Source organism: Burkholderia sp. BCC0097, from assembly GCF_902832985.1.
Taxonomy (GTDB): Bacteria; Pseudomonadota; Gammaproteobacteria; order Burkholderiales; family Burkholderiaceae; genus Burkholderia; species Burkholderia orbicola.
Map to the genome: position 1 here is coordinate 86,878 of NZ_CADFDM010000003.1, position 18,061 is coordinate 104,938.

The following is an 18,061-nucleotide window of genomic DNA, read 5'->3' on the forward strand; positions in this document are numbered from 1 at the left end:
AGGGCGGACGCGATTCTACCATTGCTTGCACATGCGGTCCCTCATTCCGCCGCGCCGCATCGCGACACCGGCCATCGTCGCGCCGCTTGCTCCCTCGCATTCGACACCGATACCGCACCGACGCCACACAGCCGACGATTTCGTCCAGCACCGCCACCTCCGCCGATACAATCGACCGCGCGTCGTCCGACGGCCTCAACCGTCTGACGTTTGTGTCGTGCCTTTCGCGAAACAAGCGTCGCGCGCGTCATCGCGAAGTCACAAACGTTTTCGATAATTCCCCGGCCGAAAACGTTTACATCGCATGACTTCATGACCTCGACCATCAAGGACGTCGCTGCCCTCGCGGGCTTCTCGATCGCCACCGTTTCGCGTGCGATCAACGCGCCGCATACCGTCAGCCCCGCCACGCTGCAGACGATCCGCACCGCCATCGACACGCTGCAGTTTCGCCCGAGCCCGCTCGGCCGGCAACTGCGCGGCGAGCGCACGCGGCTCGTCGGCGTCGTCGTGCCGACGCTGTCGAACCCGGTGTTCGCCGACTGCCTGCAAGGCATCGACGCGCTCGCGACCGCGGCCGGTTTCAAGCTGATCCTGATGACGACCGAATACGACGCGGCACGCGAACGTCATGCGATCGAGACGCTGCGCGAGCAGCGCGTCGAAGGGCTGATCCTCACCGTCGCCGATGCCGATACGCACCCGCTGCTCGACATGCTCGACCGCGACGGCCCGCATTACGTGCTGATGCACAACGACACGCAGCGCCGCCCGTCGGTGTCGGTCGACAACCGCCGCGCCGCCTATGACGGCGTGCAGCTGCTGACCGCGCACGGCCACCGCCGCGTGCTGATGCTGGCCGGTTCGCTCGCCGCGTCGGATCGCGCGCGCCAGCGTCATCTCGGTTATGCGCAGGCGCTCGAGGAAAGCGACGTGGCGCCGCTGCCGCCCGTCGAAGTCGACTTCAACGCGCCCGAGTTGCCCGATGCGGTGCTCGCGCATCTCACCGCGCACGCCACGCGGCCGACCGCCCTCTTCTGCAGCAACGATCTGCTCGCGATGGTCGTGATGCGCGGCCTGCGCCGCGCGGGTTTCTCGGTTCCAGACGACCTGTCGGTGCTCGGCTTCGACGGGATCGCGATCGGCGAGCTGCTTGCGCCGCCGCTGGCGAGCGTCGCGACGCCGAACCGCGACATCGGCCGCCACGCGTGGCAGCGTCTCGTCGAATGCATCGGCGGCGCGGCGATCGACCGCACGTCGACGATCCTGCCGCATGCGGTACGCGACGGCGCGACGATTGCACCGCCGGCCACCGACCTGCAACTGCGCAAGGCCTGAGCGCCTACCGCATACGCCGTGCGGCCACACACCCCCATAACCACACCACCCCAGCGCTACACCCACTCGCCCGGAGATTCACCGTGTCCTTTCGCCTGACCTCGCTGCTGCGCGCGCTTGCCGCGCCGCTCGCCTTCGCCGCGCTCGTCGCCGGTGCCCCCGCGGCCCACGCCGACGAAACGGCGATCTGCTACAACTGCCCGCCCGAATGGGCCGACTGGGCCGCGCAGATCGCGGCGATCAAGCAGAAAACCGGCATTCGCGTACCGTTCGACAACAAGAACTCGGGCCAGGCGATCGCGCAGCTGATCGCCGAGCAGAAGAGCCCGGTGGCCGACGTCGTCTACCTCGGCGTGTCGTCGGCGTTCCAGGCGAAGGACAAGGGCGTGATCGCGCCGTACAAGCCCGCGCACTGGAACGACATTCCCGCGAACCTGAAGGACCCGCAAGGCTACTGGTTCGCGATCCACTCGGGCACGCTCGGCTTCTTCGTGAACAAGGACGCGCTCGACGGCAAGCCGGTGCCGCGTTCGTGGGCCGATCTGCTGAAGCCCGAATACAAGGGCATGGTCGGCTATCTCGATCCGTCGAGCGCGTTCGTCGGCTACGCGGGCGCGGTCGCCGTCAACCAGGCGCTCGGCGGCAGCCTCGACAACTTCAAGCCGGGCCTCGACTGGTTCCGCAAGCTGAAGGCGAACGCGCCGATCGTGCCGAAGCAGACGGCCTATGCGCGCGTGCTGTCCGGCGAGATTCCGATCCTGCTCGACTACGACTTCGATGCGTATCGCGCGAAGTACAAGGACAACGCGAACGTCGAGTTCGTGATCCCGAAGGAAGGCACGATCGCGGTACCGTACGTGATGAGCCTCGTGAAGGGCGCGCCGCACGACGCGAACGGCAAGAAGGTGCTCGATTTCGTGCTGTCGGACGAAGGCCAGAAGCTGTGGGCCAACGCGTACCTGCGCCCGGTGCGCGCGCAGACGCTTGGCGCCGACATCGCCGCGAAGTTCCTGCCCGCCAGCGAATACGCGCGGGCGAAGCCGGTCGACTTCGGCAAGATGGCAGCCGGCCAGCAGGCGTTCGGCCAGCAGTACCTTCAAGTGATGCAGTAAGCGGCCGACCCCACGTCATGCTCGACCTGACTTTTCCGCTGCGCTGGCGCGTCGCGCTCGTCGCGCCGGCGCTGGCGGTATTCGCCGCGTTCTGGCTGCTGCCGATGGCTTCGCTCGTGCAGGTGTCCGCCGACGGCGCCTTCTTCTCGCACTACGCGGCGCTGCTCGGCAATGCGCGCTACATGAAGAGCCTCGGCGAGACGGTGGCGTTGTCCGCGGGCGTCACGCTCGCGACGCTCGCGCTGTCGACGATCTCCGGCCTGCTGCTCGCGCGCCGCGAATTCGCCGGCAAGCGCGTGCTGCTCGCGCTGCTGACGTTTCCGCTCGCGTTCCCGGGCGTCGTCGTCGGCTTCATGGTGATCATGCTCGCCGGGCGCCAGGGGCTGATCGGCATGCTGTCGGCGAAGCTCACCGGCGACAAGTTCGTGTTCGCGTATTCGGTGGCCGGCCTGTTCATCGGCTACCTGTATTTCTCGATTCCGCGCGTGATCGTCACCGTGATCGCGGCCGCGTCGAAGCTCGACGCGTCACTCGAGGAAGCCGCGCGTTCGCTCGGCGCGTCGCCGTGGCGCATCTTCGTCGACATCGTGCTGCCCGCGCTCGCGCCGGGCCTGATCGCAGCCGGCGCGATCTGCTTCGCCACGGCGATGGGCGCGTTCGGCACGGCGTTCACGCTCGCCACCGACCTGAACGTGCTGCCGATGACGATCTATACCGAATTCACGCTGAACGCGAACATCGCGACGGCGGCCGGCCTGTCGATCGTGCTGGGCGTCGTCACCTGGGCCGTGCTCGCGCTCGCACGACGCTTCACCGGTCACACCGCCGCCGCCGCGGCCTGAGGATTTCCGCATGCAATCGCTTTCCGGCTCTTCCACGCCGTCGCCGGCACCCGCTCCCTTGCACGCGAAACGTGCGGCCCGGCACGCGCCGCGCGTCGCCGGTGCACGCGCGATCGCCGCGCTGCAATGGGGCGTCACGCTGCTGCTGTGCGCGTTCCTGATCGTGCCCGTCGTGATGTCGGTGCTCGCGGGGCTGACCGTCAACTATTTCCGCGGCCTGTCGAGCGGCCTCACGCTGCGCTGGCTCGAACAGGTGTGGCAGCAATATCACGGCTCGGTCGCGCTGTCGCTCTACGTCGCGTTCGCGACACTCGCGATCGTGCTCGCGGTCGGCGTGCCGGCCGGCTATGCGCTCGCGCGCAGCAAGAGCCGCATCGCGCGTGCGATCGAGGAAGCGCTCGTGCTGCCGGTCGCACTACCGGGGCTGGCTTCGGCGCTCGCGCTGCTGGTCGTGTACGGCGGCTTCACCGCGTTCCGGATGAGCCTGTGGTTCATCGTCGTCGGCCACGTCGTATTCACGCTGCCGTTCATGGTGCGCGCGGTGGCGGCCGTCGCGGCCGGCGCCGACCTGCGCACGATCGAGGAAGGCGCGGCGAGCCTCGGTGCGTCGTTCGTCACGCGCTTCGTCACGATCGTGCTGCCGAACCTGCGGCCCGGCATCGTCGCCGGTGCGCTCGCGGTACTCACGCTGTCGATCGGCGAATTCAACCTCACGTGGATGCTGCATACGCCCGACACCAAGACGCTGCCGGTCGGGCTCGCCGATACGTACGCATCGCTGCGCCTCGAAGTCGGCAGCGCGTACACGATCCTGTTCCTGCTGATGACGCTGCCGCTGCTCGTCGCGATGCAGTGGCTCGGCGTCGATCCGTCCGGTACGCGTGCGCTCAAGAAGCGCGCGCGCTGAATTTTTCGCAGACATGAAACTCGATTCCACTCCCATCACCCTGACCGGCTGCGCGAAGACGTTCCGCGGTACACGCGTGCTCGAACCGCTCGACCTGTCGATCGGCGCCGGCGAAACGCTCGTGCTGCTCGGGCCGTCCGGCTGCGGCAAGACGACCACGCTGCGCCTGATCGCCGGCCTCGACACGCCGGATGCCGGCGGCACGATCGCATTCGGCGACGACGACGTCACCGCACTGCCGATCGAACGCCGGCAAGTCGGCATGGTGTTTCAGAACTACGCGCTGTTTCCGAACCTGACGGTGCGCGGCAACGTCGGCTACGGGCTGAAGATCCGCAAGACCGAGCCGCGTGCGCTGCGCGAACGCGTCGACGAACTGCTCGCGATGATGCGGCTCGACGCGCACGCGGACAAACCGGTCGACCAATTGTCGGGCGGCCAGCGGCAGCGCGTCGCGCTGGCGCGCGCGCTCGCGGTGCGGCCGCGCGTGCTGCTGCTCGACGAACCGCTGACCGCGCTCGACGCGAAGCTGCGCGACGTGCTGCGCCGCGACATGAACGCGCTGCTGCGCGAGCTCGGCGTGACGACCGTCTACGTCACGCACGACCAGGCCGAAGCGATGGAACTCGGCGACCGCATCGTCGTGATGGGCGCGGGCCGCATCGAGCAGATCGGCACGCCGCGCGAAATCTACTACCACCCCGCGAACCGCACGGTCGCGCAGTTCATCGGCACGCTGAACCGGCTGGCGGGCCAGTGGCGCGACGGCGCGCTCGCAACGACGGGCGGCACGATCGTCACGCCGCACGCGGCCGACGAATGGTTCTTCCGCCCCGAGGACGCGCAGCTCGCCGATCCCGCGCATGCGCCGCTGCGCGGCGCGGTCGGCGCGTGTGCGTTCCTCGGCGAACGCACGCGGCTCACGATCGAGCACGCGGCACCCGACGCGCTCGTAATCGACGTGCCGGGCCGCATCGCCCTCGCGCGCGGCACGGCGGTCGGCCTCACGATCGCGCCGGAAGGCCTGATCGTGCTCGGCGCGTAAGCCGTCGATCGGGCATCATCCAGGCAGCACCCCGCGGCGGCGCGCGCCGCCGCGACAACAACCAGACGATTCCGAGGAACGACGATGCTGCTTGCTCAAATCAGCGATCTCCACATCAAGCGGCCGGGCCAGCTCGCGTACCGGCGCGTCGACACGGCGGCCGCGCTCGCGCGCTGCGTCGAGAAACTGAACGCACTCGTGCCGCGCCCCGACGCCGTGCTCGTCACCGGCGACCTGACCGACTTCGGCCACGACGAAGAGTACGGCAACCTGCGCGGGCTGCTCGCGGCGCTCGAGATGCCGTATTACCTGATGATCGGCAATCACGACGACCGCGCCGGTCTGCGTCGCGCGTTCGCCGATCGCGCCGAGCTGCAGGACGGCGAATTCGTGCAGTACGCGCTCGACGTCGGCGCGGTGCGCGTGCTCGCACTCGATTCGCAGGTGCCGGGCGCGAGCCACGGCGACCTGTGCGACGTCCGGCTCGCGTGGCTCGCCGCGCAGCTCGACGCCGCGCGCGACCGCCCGGTGATCGTCGCGCTGCATCACCCGCCGTTCGTGTCGGGCATCGGCCACATGGACAAGCTGCGTCTCGCGCCCGCCGCCGCCGCGAAACTCGATGCGCTGCTGCGCGGTCATCCGAACGTCGAGCGCGTGCTGTGCGGTCACGTGCACCGCACGATGTTCACGCGCTTCGGCGGCACGCTCGCGGCCGCGGTGCCGTCGCCCGCGCACCAGGTCGCGTTCGACCTGCGGACCGATGCGCCGTCCGCATTCCGGCTCGAACCGCCGGCGTTCGCGGTCCATCGTCATACGCCCGATACGGGAATGACGTCGCATCACGTCTATGTGGACGAAGGCGCGGGGCCGTATCCGTTCTACGAGCCGACGGGCGAGCTGGTCGACTGACGACGTGAAGCGCGTGCGGTGACGGGCGGCGGCCGGCTGGTTGTCCGGTTATGCCGGTTATGCCGGCTTGCCGCCGGCAGGATTCACGTCGCTCCGGTATGATCGGCAGCCTCGACCGGCGCCCGGCCTGCCTGCGCACCCGACGCGTGCGCCGCCTGCCGCGCCGCCCAACTTCGTGCCCGCCGCCATGTCCACCACCTCCACCGACCGTCCGACCGACGCCGCCTCGCCCCACTACTCGCGCAGCCTGCTGTTGCTGCTCGCGACGATCGCGGGCGTATCGGTCGCGAACATCTACTACAACCAGCCGCTGCTCGACAGCTTCCGCTCGTCCTTTCCGGACGGCGCGTCGTGGATCGGCGCGGTACCGACCGCGACGCAGCTCGGCTATGCGGCCGGCATGTTCCTGCTCGCGCCGCTCGGCGACCGTTTCGATCGCCGCGGGCTGATCCTGCTGCAGATCGCCGGCCTGTCGATCGCGCTGATCGTCGCGGCCACCGCGCCGTCGCTCGTCGTGCTGGCCATCGCGAGCCTCGCGATCGGCATCCTCGCGACCATCGCGCAGCAGGCCGTGCCGTTCGCCGCCGAAATCGCGCCGCCGGCCGAGCGCGGCCACGCGGTCGGCACCGTGATGAGCGGCCTGCTGCTCGGCATCCTGCTCGCGCGTACCGCCGCCGGTTTCATCGCCGAGTATTTCGGCTGGCGCGCGGTGTTCGCCGCGTCGGTCGCGGCGCTCGTCGCGCTCGCCGCCGTGATCGTGCTGCGGCTGCCGCGCAGCTCGCCGACGTCGACGCTGTCGTACGGCAAGCTGCTCGGCTCGATGTGGGATCTCGCCGCCGAACTGCGCGGGCTGCGCGAGGCGTCGCTCACGGGCGCCGCGCTGTTCGCGGCATTCAGCGCATTCTGGCCGGTGCTCACGCTGCTGCTCGCCGGCGCGCCGTTCCATCTCGGCCCGCAGGCAGCCGGCCTGTTCGGGATCGTCGGGGCCGCGGGCGCGCTCGCCGCGCCGTATGCAGGCCGCTCCGCGGACACGCGCGGCCCGCGCGCGGTCATCTCGCTCGCGATCGTGCTGCTCGCGCTGTCGTTCGTGATCTTCGCGCTGTCGGGGTCGAGCCTCGTCGGGCTCGTGATCGGCGTGATCGTGCTCGACGTGGGCGTACAGGCCGCACAGATCTCGAACCAGTCGCGCATCTATGCGCTGAAGCCGGAGGCGCGCAGCCGCGTGAACACGGTGTACATGGTGTGCTATTTCATCGGCGGCGCGCTCGGCTCGTCGGCCGGCGTCGCCGCATGGCGCGCGTTCGGCTGGATCGGCATGTGCGCGGCCGGGCTGCTGTTTACCGCGCTTGCCGGCTGGTCCCACCATCGCGGCGGCCGGCACGGCTGAGCGCGACCGGCCGGCGCGGCGTCACGCGTCGGTGCGCGAAACGGCCGGCTCGGCGGCGGCGGGCGGCGTCGCGAACGCCGGGGCGGGTTCGATCACCGCGGCCGGGTCCATCACGGCCGCAGGCGTCGGCACCGCGAGCGGGACGGCGGAAGGCGCGAGGATGGGCGGCGCATCCGGCGTCGCGATCTGCTCGGCGACGGGCGACGCGTCCACCGTAACAGCCTGCTCGGCCGCCACGGCCGGCGAACCGGCAGCGGTAGCCGGAGCGGTAGCCGGAGCGGTGGCCGTAGTCGCCGCGGGCCGGCGCGCCGGATCGAACACGAACGACAACCCGACGCTGCCGAGGATCGCGACGGTCGCGACCACGGTCGCCATCGTCACCGGTTCGCCCAGCAGCAGCGCACCCAGCGCGACCGCGACGATCGGGTTCACGTACATGCAGCTGCTCGCGATGATCGGGCTCGTGTGGCGGATCAGGTAGCCGTACGCGACGTACGCGGCCATCGTGCAGAACACCATCAGGTACACGAACGCGAACACGGGCCCGACGGCCAGCTGTTCGACGCGTTCGCCGAGCAGCCACGCGACGATCGTGGACATCAGGCCGCCAAGGCCGATCTGCAGCGACGTCGACAGGAACAGGTCGGACGGCAGCTTGAGCCGCGTCGCGAGATGCGCGCCGCCCGCCCAGAACAGCGCGCCGGCCAGCACGCAGATCGTGCCGAGGGCCGAGTTCGCGGCGGCCGCGCCGCCCGAATTCAGCACGACGATGCCGACCATCCCGAGCGCGACGGCCGCCCATTCGCCCTTCGTCACCGGCCGCCCGGCCACCGCCGCGATCACGGTCGCGAACAGCGGCACCGTGGCCACCATCACCGCGGCCGAACCGCTGCTGACGGTGCGCATGCCGAGCGCGATCGTGCCGGACGACAGCGCGACGAGCATCGTGCCGACGATCGCCGAGTTGCGGATTTCCAGCAGCGTCGGCCATTCGGGCTTGCGCCGCAGCGCGAAGATGAACAGGCCGATCCCGCCGAGCAGGTTGCGCAACCCCGACAGCAGCAGCGGCGGGAACGACTGCAGCGCGAAATGCAGCCCGCTGTAGGTCGAACCCCAGACGAAATAGATGAAGACGAGCGCCAGCGCCACGCGGCCGCCGCGGCTTTGCGGCAGGCGGACCCGGAATGAAAAGCGGGCGAGGAAATCGAGGAGGCGGTCGAGCGGCGTCATCGCGCCACCCGCCCGCACGTCACGCCGCGTGCTCCGCTGAAAGACGCCGGCGATGCCGGCAAACGGTCCACGCGGGACCGGGAAGGCAGAGCGAACGTGCGGAACGACATGGCAGTGCGAACGGCGACGAAAGAGAACCGGCAAGCGGCGGCAAAGGGACAAAAACGGGGCAAAAAAAACGTGCGCAACCGCGTCGGCTGCACACGCTCGGCATTATGGCATCAAGGATTCGAAAGCATCGTCGGACCTGTCTGAAAGATATCGACTGATGTTTCGGCGCGACATTTTTCGCGCGACGGACCGGTGAAATCCGGGGCCGGATACAGGAGGCGGGGAGCGCCGGCGTCGCCATTCGCAACCCTCGATCCAGCATCGGCCTGACGACCAGTTTGTGCATCGGCGCGTCGTGACGCGCCTATCGTGACGGACGGCGCGCGCCCTTGGCGGCGCCCCCAGCTTCTTTCCGACACCTGCACAGCTCATACAAAATTTTGTATAATCCAGACATTCTTCCGCCGAAGCCCGTCGTTTTCGTCGGCAGCGCGCTGGCCGATCTCCGCGGCTTTCCGTTGCCCGTGCGACGCGAAGCCGGCCACCAGATCGACCAGGTGCAGCGCGGCCTCGCACCCGACGACTGGAAACCGATGCGCACGATCGGCGTCGGCGTGCGGGAAATTCGCCTGCGCGACGCAAGCGGCGCATTCCGGATCGTCTAACGTCGCGGCTTTCGCCGAAGCGGTCTACGTCCTGCACTGCTTCCGCAAGCAATCGACGCGCACGAACAAGACCGATATCGACCTCGCCGCCCGCCGCTATCGGACGCTGATGATGGAGTTGAAACGATGACCGATGAACGTTACGCGAACGTCTGGGACGCAATAGAGAGCGAGCCGGCGGAAGCCGCGAACATGAAGCTGCGCTCCGAGCTGATGATCGCGCTCAAGCAGCGCATCGCGCGGCTCGAACTGAGTCAGGCCGAGGCCGCGAAGCAGCTGGGCGTCACGCAGCCGCGCGTGTCCGACCTGCTGCGCGGCAAGATCAACCTGTTCGGGCTCGACGCGCTCGTGAACATGGCCGCGGCGGTCGGCCTGCGCGTCGATCTCCAGGTGCGCGAATCCGTATGACGCATGTGCAAGCCGTGCACGCCGTGCGCACCGCTCACGATCCGCCGAACCAGTTGTAGCCCTGATCGACCCAGTAGCCGCCCGGGAACGTATCGGTCACGAAGATTTCCATGATGTGCTTCGGGTTCTTGTAGCCGAGCTTGGTCGGCATCCGCAGCTTCATCGGGAAACCGTATTCCGGCGGCAACTGGCGGCCGTCGTAGTCGAGCGCGAGCAGCGTTTGCGGATGCAGCGCAGTCGGCATGTCGATGCTTTCGTAGTAGTCGTCCGCGCACTTGAAGCCGACGTATTTCGCCTGCGTGTCGGCGCCGGCGCGCGCGAGGAATGCGCCGAACGGCGTGCCGCCCCAGCGGCCGATCGCACTCCACCCTTCCACGCAGATATGCCGCGTGATCTGTTCCGCGTGCGGCAGCGCGCGAAGCTCGTCGAGCGTCCACACGCGCTTGCCCGTTACACGGCCGGACAGCACGAGGCGGTAGGTCGACTCGTCGACGTGCCGCACTTCGTCGATCCCGTAGTACGCGTTGAACGGAAACGGGCGCGTGATGTCGGCTTCGGTGTAGGTCGGCGCGAGCTGGTTCGGGTTGAACAACCAAGCCTGCACGCGATCGTTCATGCGCGACACTTTCTCGAGGAACGTGTTGACCGACGCGTCGTCCTGCAGCGTGCAGCCGGTGAGCATCGTGAGGCCGCCGAGCGTCAGCACGCGCCGGTTGAAGAGCCGTCTCGACGGCATCTCGAGTTCGCGGCGCACGTCGAGCTCGAGCGATTTCCGGTCGAGCGTCCAGCGCGGCGCGCCGTGGTTTTTTTCGGATTCCGACATGATGAGTTCCTTCGCCCGCGTCGCGCGGGTCAACGGCCGCGCAGCATCGCGAGCAGCGAGCGCGGCACCAGCAACGCCATCGCGACATGGACGACGACGAATGCGACCAGCAGCGCCATCGCCCAGAAGTGCACGATGCGCGCGTTGTCGTAACCGCCGAACAGCTCGCGCAGCAGCGGAAATTGCACCGATTTCCAGATCGTGAGCCCCGACAGCACCAGCACGACGAGATCGACGATCGCGGTCAGGTACGCGGCACGCTGCACCGCGTTGTAGACGCTCAGGTCGTCGTGCGACAGCCGCCCGCCGAGCGCCGCGCGCACGTCGTGCCACACCGACGCAGGCGTCACGGGCAGCAACTTGCGGGCGAAGCGCCCCGTCGCGATCGACATCGCGAGATAGAACAGCCCGTTGCCGACCAACAGCCACATCGCCGCGAAATGCCATTGCAGCGCGCCGCCGAGCCAGCCGCCGAGCGTGATGCCGTGCGCGAACGTGAACGACGGATAGATCGGCGACGCGTCGTAGATGCGCCAGCCGGACAGCGCCATCAGGATCGCCGCGAGCGCGTTGAGCCAGTGGCTCGTACGCACCCACCGCGGATGGATCGTCGGCGCGGGCGGCGGCGCGCCCGCACGATCCGTGACAGGAACCGTTTGCATGATGAAGACTCCCGGGATGAGGCAGCGGGACGCGACGTGTGCCGGTAACCGGCCGGCCGCGCCCCGCCCGCATTCGTCAGTTCGACGGGCTCATGGCGTCCTTCTTCATCGCATCGCCCTTCTTCATCGCGTCGTGGCCCATCGCATCCTTCTTCATCGCGTGCTTCTTCATGCCGTCCTTCTTCATCGCGCCGTCCTTGGCCATTGCGTCGTCCTTGGCCATCGCGTCGTGGCCCATCGCGTCTTTCGACATCGACGCGCCGTCCTTCGACATGGCGTCGTTCTGCGCATGGGCGCCCGTTGCGATCGTGGCAAGTGCGGCGATACAGGCGGCGAGGAATACGTTTTTCATGACATCTCTCCGATACATGGGTTTGGGAGCCGAATAGACGGAGCACACCGCCGGAAATGACAGCGATGTCAAAAAAAATTGTAGGCGCTGAAAATGAAGACGCGAATGCTGCACCGCCTGGCGCTATCCGGCACGGCCGGGACGCCGTTCGGCAGTCGGGATTGCTGCGGCGCACCCTGCCCGGTTCGTCGGCCGCGATCCGGCCGCCGCCCGGCGGCATCGGCTTCGCACCCGGTTGAAACCACCGCCAAGCCGGTGTATCGTGTGCCCTTGCTAACGCGGGGGTCCTGCAATGCGTTCGGTCAAACAACCGGCATTGCGGGTGAGAAATACCCTTTGAACCTGATCTGGATAATGCCAGCGCAGGGAAGCGTACGGATTTCGCCGCCATCCTTCTGACGAAATCCGCCGCCTCACCAAGCCTCGTCTCCTGCTTAGCTCGAGCCCCACATTCGTCAAGGGCTCCGGGCAAGCGCCGCAGCGCCTGTCCGGCGCCCGCACAGGAGATTGCATGAACGCCAATCCGAAGTTTCTGTCTGCCGACGCCCACGTCGACGCCGCCGCCGTCGCGCCGCTGCCCAATTCGCGCAAGGTGTATGTCACCGGCTCGCAGCCCGACATCCGCGTGCCGATGCGCGAAATCACGCAGGCCGACACGCCGACCGGCTTCGGCGGCGAGAAGAATCCGCCGATCTACGTGTACGACACGTCGGGCCCCTACACCGATCCGGACGCGAAGATCGACATCCGCGCGGGCCTGCCCGCGCTGCGTCAGGGCTGGATCGAGGCGCGCGGCGACACCGAGGTGCTCCCCGGCCTGTCGAGCCAGTACGGCCTCGAGCGCGCGGCCGATCCTGCCACGGCCGACCTGCGTTTCCCGGGCCTGCACCGCAACCCGCGCCGCGCGCAGCCCGGCAAGAACGTCACGCAGATGCACTACGCGCGCCAGGGCATCATCACGCCGGAAATGGAATACATCGCGATCCGCGAGAATCAACGCCGCGCCGAGTACATCGAGAGCCTGAAGTCGAGCGGCCCGAACGGCGCGAAGCTCGCCGCGATGATGGGCCGCCAGCATCCGGGCCAGGCATTCGGCGCCGCGGCCTTCGGCGCGAACGCGCTCGCCGAGATCACGCCGGAATTCGTGCGCGACGAAGTCGCGCGCGGCCGCGCGATCATCCCGGCGAACATCAACCACCCGGAATCCGAGCCGATGATCATCGGCCGCAACTTCCTCGTGAAGATCAACGCGAACATCGGCAACTCGGCCGTCACGTCGTCGATCGGCGAGGAAGTCGACAAGATGACGTGGGCGATCCGCTGGGGCGGCGACACGGTAATGGATCTGTCGACCGGCAAGCACATCCATGAAACGCGCGAGTGGATCATCCGCAACAGCCCGGTGCCGATCGGCACGGTGCCGATCTACCAGGCGCTCGAAAAGGTCAACGGCAAGGCCGAGGATCTCACCTGGGAAATCTTCCGCGACACGCTGATCGAGCAGGCCGAGCAAGGCGTCGACTACTTCACGATCCACGCGGGCGTGCGCCTGCAGTACGTGCCGCTCACCGCGAACCGGATGACCGGCATCGTGTCGCGCGGCGGCTCGATCATGGCGAAGTGGTGCCTCGCGCATCACAAGGAAAGCTTCCTGTATGAACACTTCGAAGAGATCTGCGAGATCATGAAGGCGTACGACGTGAGCTTCTCGCTCGGCGACGGCCTGCGTCCCGGCTCGATCTACGACGCGAACGACGAAGCGCAGCTCGGTGAACTGAAGACGCTCGGCGAACTCACGCAGATCGCGTGGAAACACGACGTGCAGGTGATGATCGAAGGCCCCGGCCACGTGCCGATGCAGTTGATCAAGGAGAACATGGATCTCCAGCTCGACTGGTGCAAGGAAGCGCCGTTCTACACGCTCGGGCCGCTCACCACCGACATCGCGCCGGGTTACGACCACATCACGTCGGGCATCGGCGCCGCGATGATCGGCTGGTTCGGCACCGCGATGCTGTGCTACGTGACGCCGAAGGAACACCTCGGCCTGCCGAACAAGGACGACGTGAAGGAAGGCATCATCACGTACAAGCTCGCCGCGCACGCCGCCGACCTCGCCAAGGGCCACCCGGGCGCGCAGGTGCGCGACAACGCGCTGTCGAAGGCGCGCTTCGAGTTCCGCTGGGAGGACCAGTTCAACATCGGTCTCGACCCGGACAAGGCGCGCGAATTCCACGACGAGACGCTGCCGAAGGATTCGGCCAAGGTCGCGCACTTCTGCTCGATGTGCGGCCCGCATTTCTGCTCGATGAAGATCACGCAGGACGTGCGCGAATTCGCGGCGCAGCAGGGCGTGTCGGAAACCGAAGCGCTGAAGAAAGGGATGGAAGTCAAGGCGGTCGAGTTCGTGAAGACCGGCGCCGAGATCTACCACCGTCAGTAAGCGCGCGGCGAGCCGCACCGGCTCGCGTCGCGATGCACGAAGCCCGCTTTCGAGCGGGCTTTTTTTGCGCATGCCGTGTGCCTGTTGCGCATGCCGTGTGCCTGCCAATCGGGTGCGAAACAATTGATTACGAAACCGCGCGCGCCTTAACAAGTCCTTACAGCAGCGTCGCGGGACGGCGCGTAGATTGAAGTCATGCGCGGCCGCCAGCCGGTCGTGCGCCTTCCGTTCACTACCACAAGGACAACGATCATGAATTCGATTCGGCGTTTTGGGGTATGCGCTCTCCTCGTCGCGACCGTGGCCAGCCTGTCGGCCTGCGATTCGATGTCGCGACGCCAGCGCGATACGGCAATCGGTGCGGGTGTCGGCGGCGTCGCCGGCGCGGCGATCGGCGGCAACGCGCTGTCGACGCTGGGCGGCGCGGCAGCCGGCGGCATCATCGGTAACCAGGTCGGCAAGTAAGCAGCGCGACATCGGCCGGTTGGGCGTCGCCCAGCTGCAGGCCGGTCGGTTCAACGGCGTTTCCGCGGTGCGGAAGCGCCGTTTTCGTATGTTTCGTATGCCGTGCCGCAAAGGCCCGACCGCGCCCCCCGGAAATGATCGGTTACCGTTTTTCATACCGTGTCATCGGTACTCGGCCTAAGCTTGAAGCATCTGCCGATGGCCGGCTCCGCCGGAGACACATCATGAACAGGACCTTCGTCGCCGCGGCGCTCGCCTGCACGACGCTTGCCGGCTGCTACTACCCCTACGGCTACTATCCGGGCGGCTATTACACGGCGGCGCCGGTGCCAGTCCAGCCCGCGCCCGTGTATGTCGATCCGGCCCCCGCCTATTACTATCCGGCGCCGGCGTATGCGCCTGCATGGGGCGGTTACTGGGGCCCGGCTTTGTCGCTCAATTTCGGTTTCGGCGGACGCGGCGGCTGGCGTCATCACTGATCCAAGCGGCCGCGCCGTGCGTGGCCGGCTATCCGCCCCCTCGGCCAAGCGGCGAAATCCCGTTTCTTGTCGTTTCATCCGATCCTGAAACGACGGCGCGGTAACGCGGTGTAAGATTCTTCGCATCCCGTCCCGCCCCGGCCCGATCGATGTCGCCCAAGAACGCTTTCCTGCTGACCATGCTCGCCGCCCTGTGGGGCGCATCCTTCCTGTTCATCCGGATCGGCGTCGTCGATTTCGGTGTCGCGCCGCTGATGGCGCTGCGCGTGGGCATCGGCGCGCTGTTTCTCGCGGGCTTCGCGCTGACACGCTTCAAACCCGCCGATCTGGGCACCCGGTTGCGCCGTCATGCGTGGCCGCTGTTCGTCGTCGGCGCGCTGAATTCCGGCATCCCGTTCTGCCTGTTCGCATTCGCCGAGTTGACGCTGTCGGCCGGCGTGACGTCGGTGATCAACGCGACCACGCCGCTGTGGGGCGCACTGGTCGCTTACCTGTGGCTGAAGGACAAGCTGTCGCTGCCGCGCGCGCTCGGGCTCGTCATCGGATTTGCCGGCGTGCTCACGCTCGTGTGGAACCAGGTCGCGAACGCGCACGGCGACACGGGCGCCAGCGCGACCGCGCTCGCCGCGGCGGCCGCGCTCGGCGCGACGCTGCTGTACGGCATCGCGGCCAACTATACGAAACGCAAGCTCGGTGGCGTCGATCCACTCGTCAACGCAGCCGGCAGCATGATCGGCTCGACCATCCTGCTGCTGCCGTTCGCGATCGCGACCTGGCCGGCCGCGCCGGTGGGCGTGCACGCATGGAGCGCGGTGCTCGCGCTCGGCGTCGCGTGCACGGGCATCGCGTATTTCATCTTCTTCTACCTGATCGCGCATGTCGGGCCGGCCCGTGCGATTACCGTGACGTTCGTGATCCCGGTGTTCGGGCTGCTGTGGGGCGCGCTGTTCCTCGGCGAACACGTGTCGGCCGTGATGATCGAAGGCTGCGCGATCGTGCTCGTCGGTACCGCGCTCGCGACCGGCGTGATCAAGCGGATTCCCGGCGTCCGACCGCGCGGCGGCGAGGCGGCCTGACGATCGGCGCGCCGGGCGCACGAACTGCGGCCGGCTGCCCGTCGCCCGTCGCGCGGCAATGCCTGTAACGACGCGACGCGGGTGTACCGACGGACCGCCGATCGCCGATCGCCGATCGCGGATCGCGGATCGCGGATCGCGGATCGCATCATGCATGACGCGCGGGCATTCGCCTCATTCGTCTGACAGCGGCCGCCGCCGGGATTTCCCGCATCGGGATGCACGTCGCGCCGCGGCGACGCACGGTCATGCCGCCGCCCCTGTCGCGAGATTGTCATCTGCCGCGGCGGCGCGCTTCGTTTCGCGACGGTCATGCACCGTACGCATGCACGCGGCGCCCGTCGCCGCGCCGCCGGGCACGGGCCGGAATCGCGGTGTACCGTTTGCGTCTGGAGTTACCCTGATACGCGCGCCGCGGCAATCCCGTTACACTCGGAAAACTTATCCGCAGAAGGCGGTCTCGATGCTCCACGTTCTTTTGCGTCCGCCTGCGCATGCGGCTGCATCGGCGTGGCGATGCGCCGCCGCCCCGCCGCCCGCTGCCGGGCACCGTTGACATGAAGTCCACCCGCGACCTGTCGCTCGACGCCCTGCTCGAACGCCTCACGCCGACGCCCCAGGGCTGGCTCGCCACCTATCGCACCACGACATTGCGCAGCGTGTTCCAGCCCGTGCTGTCGATCACGCACAAGCGCGTCGTCGGCTACGAGGCGCTGCTGCGCGTCGTCGGCGACAACGGCGCGCTGGCGTCGCCCACCGCCCTGTTCGACAAGGCGCGTGGCGACGCCGACGCGCTGCTGCTCGACCGGCTCGCGCGCTGCCTGCACACGGCCAACTTCGTCGCGCAGGGGATCGGCGACGGCTGGCTGTTCCTGAACGTGACGCCGCGCGTACTGGACACGGGCCTCGTGCAGCGCGAGTTCGTCGAGGCGCTGTGCCGGCATTTCGCGCTGCCGCCGAACCGCATCGTGCTGGAAGTGATCGAGCAGCCGGCGCGTGACGAAGCCGCGCTCGCCCGCACGATCGACATGATCCAGCATCGCGATTTCCTGATCGCGATCGACGATTTCGGCACCGGCTTCTAGAACTTCGATCGCGTGTGGCGGACACGACCCGACATCGTGAAGCTCGACCGTTCGCTCGTCGAGCGCTCGACCGGCTCGGCCGAGGATCGCCGCATCATGCATCACCTCGTGTCGATGCTCCACCAGGCCGGCGCGATGGTGCTGGCCGAAGGCGTCGAAAGCGACGACGCGCTGCAGGCGCTGATGGAAGCCGACATCGATTTCGTGCAGGGCTTCCGGTTCGGCCAACCCGATGCATCGATCGCGCACGCGAGCGCTGCGGCGCCTGCAATGCTCGATGCCGCGTGGCGGCGCTTCATCGCCCGCCGGCACACGCCGGTGGCCCCCGAGCAACCCGGCTTCGACGCGATCGAACGGCTCGTGCTCGGCGGCGCGGCCGCTTTTTCGGCGAGCGGCAACCTGCAGGACGCCGCGCAACGCGTGTTCACGGTGCCGGCCGCGCGTCGCGTGTTCGTCACGGACGAGACCGGCGAACAGTTCCTGCCGTCGATCGGCGCGCCGCCCGACGACAGCCAGGCGAGCGTCACGCGCCTCGCACCGCTGTTCCCGGAAACCCACAGCAACTGGTCGCGACGCCCGTATTTCCAGCGCGCGATCGCCGCCCCCGGACGCGTCGCGCTGATGGGGCCGCACTTCTCGCTGACGGAAGGCCGCGACTGCTATACGGCCGCCGTCGCGATCCGCGCGCGGAGCCGGCTCGTCGTGTTCTGCGTCGACTTCGTGCTCGACAGCGCCGGAACCGTGATGCGGTAGCCGGCGCGCAGGGCGCCCGTTCGCCCGCG

The 18,061-nt window shown here is 68.1% G+C and carries 16 protein-coding genes, 2 pseudogenes and 1 riboswitch; of the genes and pseudogenes, 14 read left to right on the top strand and 4 right to left on the bottom strand.

The genetic code is table 11. The features are described 5' to 3' along the window. The first annotated feature begins 312 nt into the window (after positions 1 to 312). The 7 genes from HWX07_RS10000 to HWX07_RS10030 all read left to right on the top strand — a co-directional run bounded on the left by HWX07_RS10000 (position 313) and on the right by HWX07_RS10030 (position 7,540). On the top strand, positions 313 to 1,338 hold the full coding sequence (locus HWX07_RS10000) for a substrate-binding domain-containing protein (RefSeq protein ID WP_175876216.1): 1,026 nt from the start codon (positions 313 to 315) through the stop codon (positions 1,336 to 1,338). Between the two features lie 83 nt (positions 1,339 to 1,421). Next, positions 1,422 to 2,450 (top strand): ABC transporter substrate-binding protein, encoded by a 1,029-nt coding sequence (locus HWX07_RS10005; protein WP_175876217.1) that lies wholly within the window; start codon positions 1,422 to 1,424, stop codon positions 2,448 to 2,450. 17 nt (positions 2,451 to 2,467) lie between these two features. Further along, entirely contained in the window at positions 2,468 to 3,292 is an 825-nt protein-coding gene (locus HWX07_RS10010; RefSeq protein WP_175876218.1) for an ABC transporter permease, read from the top strand. A gap of 10 nt (positions 3,293 to 3,302) precedes the next feature. Continuing rightward, positions 3,303 to 4,199, top strand: a complete 897-nt coding sequence (locus HWX07_RS10015) for an ABC transporter permease subunit (RefSeq protein ID WP_175876219.1) — start codon at positions 3,303 to 3,305, stop codon at positions 4,197 to 4,199. A 13-nt stretch (positions 4,200 to 4,212) separates the two neighbouring features. Then, the gene (locus HWX07_RS10020) at positions 4,213 to 5,244 is read left to right on the top strand and encodes an ABC transporter ATP-binding protein (protein ID WP_175876220.1); all 1,032 of its coding nucleotides are present in this window, start codon (positions 4,213 to 4,215) and stop codon (positions 5,242 to 5,244) included. 84 nt (positions 5,245 to 5,328) lie between these two features. After that, positions 5,329 to 6,153, top strand: coding sequence for a phosphodiesterase (locus HWX07_RS10025; protein ID WP_175876221.1), 825 nt, complete (start codon positions 5,329 to 5,331; stop codon positions 6,151 to 6,153). A gap of 187 nt (positions 6,154 to 6,340) precedes the next feature. Continuing rightward, positions 6,341 to 7,540: an MFS transporter gene (locus HWX07_RS10030; RefSeq protein WP_175876222.1), complete on the top strand. Its 1,200-nt coding sequence runs from the start codon at positions 6,341 to 6,343 to the stop codon at positions 7,538 to 7,540. A gap of 21 nt (positions 7,541 to 7,561) precedes the next feature. Here HWX07_RS10030 and HWX07_RS10035 read toward each other — a convergent pair whose 3' ends face one another. Beyond that, entirely contained in the window at positions 7,562 to 8,770 is a 1,209-nt protein-coding gene (locus HWX07_RS10035) for an EamA family transporter (RefSeq protein ID WP_175876223.1), read from the bottom strand. 491 nt (positions 8,771 to 9,261) lie between these two features. Here HWX07_RS10035 and HWX07_RS10040 point away from each other — a divergent pair. Both HWX07_RS10040 and HWX07_RS10045 read left to right on the top strand, forming a co-directional pair. Beyond that, a pseudogene (locus tag HWX07_RS10040) lies at positions 9,262 to 9,616 on the top strand (type II toxin-antitoxin system RelE/ParE family toxin). Next, positions 9,613 to 9,894 (top strand): XRE family transcriptional regulator, encoded by a 282-nt coding sequence (locus HWX07_RS10045; protein WP_006476404.1) that lies wholly within the window; start codon positions 9,613 to 9,615, stop codon positions 9,892 to 9,894. The pseudogene HWX07_RS10040 and the gene HWX07_RS10045 overlap by 4 nt, the downstream one beginning before the upstream one ends. Before the next feature lie 34 nt (positions 9,895 to 9,928). Here the strand turns inward: HWX07_RS10045 and HWX07_RS10050 are convergent, their stop codons facing one another. From HWX07_RS10050 to HWX07_RS10060, 3 genes are all read right to left on the bottom strand, one after another. Continuing rightward, complete coding sequence (locus HWX07_RS10050) at positions 9,929 to 10,717, bottom strand: molybdopterin-dependent oxidoreductase (RefSeq protein WP_175876224.1); 789 nt, start codon at positions 10,715 to 10,717, stop codon at positions 9,929 to 9,931. A gap of 29 nt (positions 10,718 to 10,746) precedes the next feature. Further along, complete coding sequence (locus HWX07_RS10055) at positions 10,747 to 11,379, bottom strand: cytochrome b/b6 domain-containing protein (protein ID WP_175876225.1); 633 nt, start codon at positions 11,377 to 11,379, stop codon at positions 10,747 to 10,749. A gap of 76 nt (positions 11,380 to 11,455) precedes the next feature. Next, on the bottom strand, positions 11,456 to 11,731 hold the full coding sequence (locus HWX07_RS10060) for a pentapeptide MXKDX repeat protein (RefSeq protein WP_012328202.1): 276 nt from the start codon (positions 11,729 to 11,731) through the stop codon (positions 11,456 to 11,458). A 270-nt stretch (positions 11,732 to 12,001) separates the two neighbouring features. Continuing rightward, positions 12,002 to 12,118: riboswitch (TPP riboswitch) on the top strand. A 124-nt stretch (positions 12,119 to 12,242) separates the two neighbouring features. Between HWX07_RS10060 and thiC the strand changes: the two genes are divergently transcribed. The 5 genes and pseudogenes from thiC (at position 12,243) to HWX07_RS10085 (ending at position 18,032) form a co-directional block, all read left to right on the top strand. Next, entirely contained in the window at positions 12,243 to 14,174 is a 1,932-nt protein-coding gene (gene thiC, locus HWX07_RS10065; protein WP_175876226.1) for a phosphomethylpyrimidine synthase ThiC, read from the top strand. Between the two features lie 252 nt (positions 14,175 to 14,426). Next, entirely contained in the window at positions 14,427 to 14,639 is a 213-nt protein-coding gene (locus HWX07_RS10070; RefSeq protein WP_011545020.1) for a glycine zipper 2TM domain-containing protein, read from the top strand. Between the two features lie 224 nt (positions 14,640 to 14,863). Further along, positions 14,864 to 15,118 carry a hypothetical protein gene (locus HWX07_RS10075; protein ID WP_006497666.1) on the top strand — a complete coding sequence of 85 codons (255 nt, stop codon included), beginning with the start codon at positions 14,864 to 14,866 and terminating at the stop codon, positions 15,116 to 15,118. Positions 15,119 to 15,267: 149 nt separating this feature from the next. Further along, positions 15,268 to 16,194, top strand: coding sequence for a DMT family transporter (locus HWX07_RS10080; protein WP_175876227.1), 927 nt, complete (start codon positions 15,268 to 15,270; stop codon positions 16,192 to 16,194). A gap of 557 nt (positions 16,195 to 16,751) precedes the next feature. Beyond that, positions 16,752 to 18,032, top strand: a pseudogene (locus tag HWX07_RS10085) (EAL domain-containing protein). The last annotated feature ends 29 nt before the right edge of the window (positions 18,033 to 18,061 follow it).

Coding starts and splice junctions, on each gene's coding strand:
- HWX07_RS10000 (WP_175876216.1), top strand. CDS start 313: ATGACCTCGACCATCAAGGACGTCGCTGCCCTCGCGGGCTTCTCGATC.
- HWX07_RS10010 (WP_175876218.1), top strand. CDS start 2,468: ATGCTCGACCTGACTTTTCCGCTGCGCTGGCGCGTCGCGCTCGTCGCG.
- HWX07_RS10015 (WP_175876219.1), top strand. CDS start 3,303: ATGCAATCGCTTTCCGGCTCTTCCACGCCGTCGCCGGCACCCGCTCCC.
- HWX07_RS10020 (WP_175876220.1), top strand. CDS start 4,213: ATGAAACTCGATTCCACTCCCATCACCCTGACCGGCTGCGCGAAGACG.
- HWX07_RS10025 (WP_175876221.1), top strand. CDS start 5,329: ATGCTGCTTGCTCAAATCAGCGATCTCCACATCAAGCGGCCGGGCCAG.
- HWX07_RS10030 (WP_175876222.1), top strand. CDS start 6,341: ATGTCCACCACCTCCACCGACCGTCCGACCGACGCCGCCTCGCCCCAC.
- HWX07_RS10035 (WP_175876223.1), bottom strand. CDS start 8,770: ATGACGCCGCTCGACCGCCTCCTCGATTTCCTCGCCCGCTTTTCATTC.
- HWX07_RS10045 (WP_006476404.1), top strand. CDS start 9,613: ATGACCGATGAACGTTACGCGAACGTCTGGGACGCAATAGAGAGCGAG.
- HWX07_RS10050 (WP_175876224.1), bottom strand. CDS start 10,717: ATGTCGGAATCCGAAAAAAACCACGGCGCGCCGCGCTGGACGCTCGAC.
- HWX07_RS10055 (WP_175876225.1), bottom strand. CDS start 11,379: ATGCAAACGGTTCCTGTCACGGATCGTGCGGGCGCGCCGCCGCCCGCG.
- HWX07_RS10060 (WP_012328202.1), bottom strand. CDS start 11,731: ATGAAAAACGTATTCCTCGCCGCCTGTATCGCCGCACTTGCCACGATC.
- thiC (WP_175876226.1), top strand. CDS start 12,243: ATGAACGCCAATCCGAAGTTTCTGTCTGCCGACGCCCACGTCGACGCC.
- HWX07_RS10070 (WP_011545020.1), top strand. CDS start 14,427: ATGAATTCGATTCGGCGTTTTGGGGTATGCGCTCTCCTCGTCGCGACC.
- HWX07_RS10075 (WP_006497666.1), top strand. CDS start 14,864: ATGAACAGGACCTTCGTCGCCGCGGCGCTCGCCTGCACGACGCTTGCC.
- HWX07_RS10080 (WP_175876227.1), top strand. CDS start 15,268: ATGTCGCCCAAGAACGCTTTCCTGCTGACCATGCTCGCCGCCCTGTGG.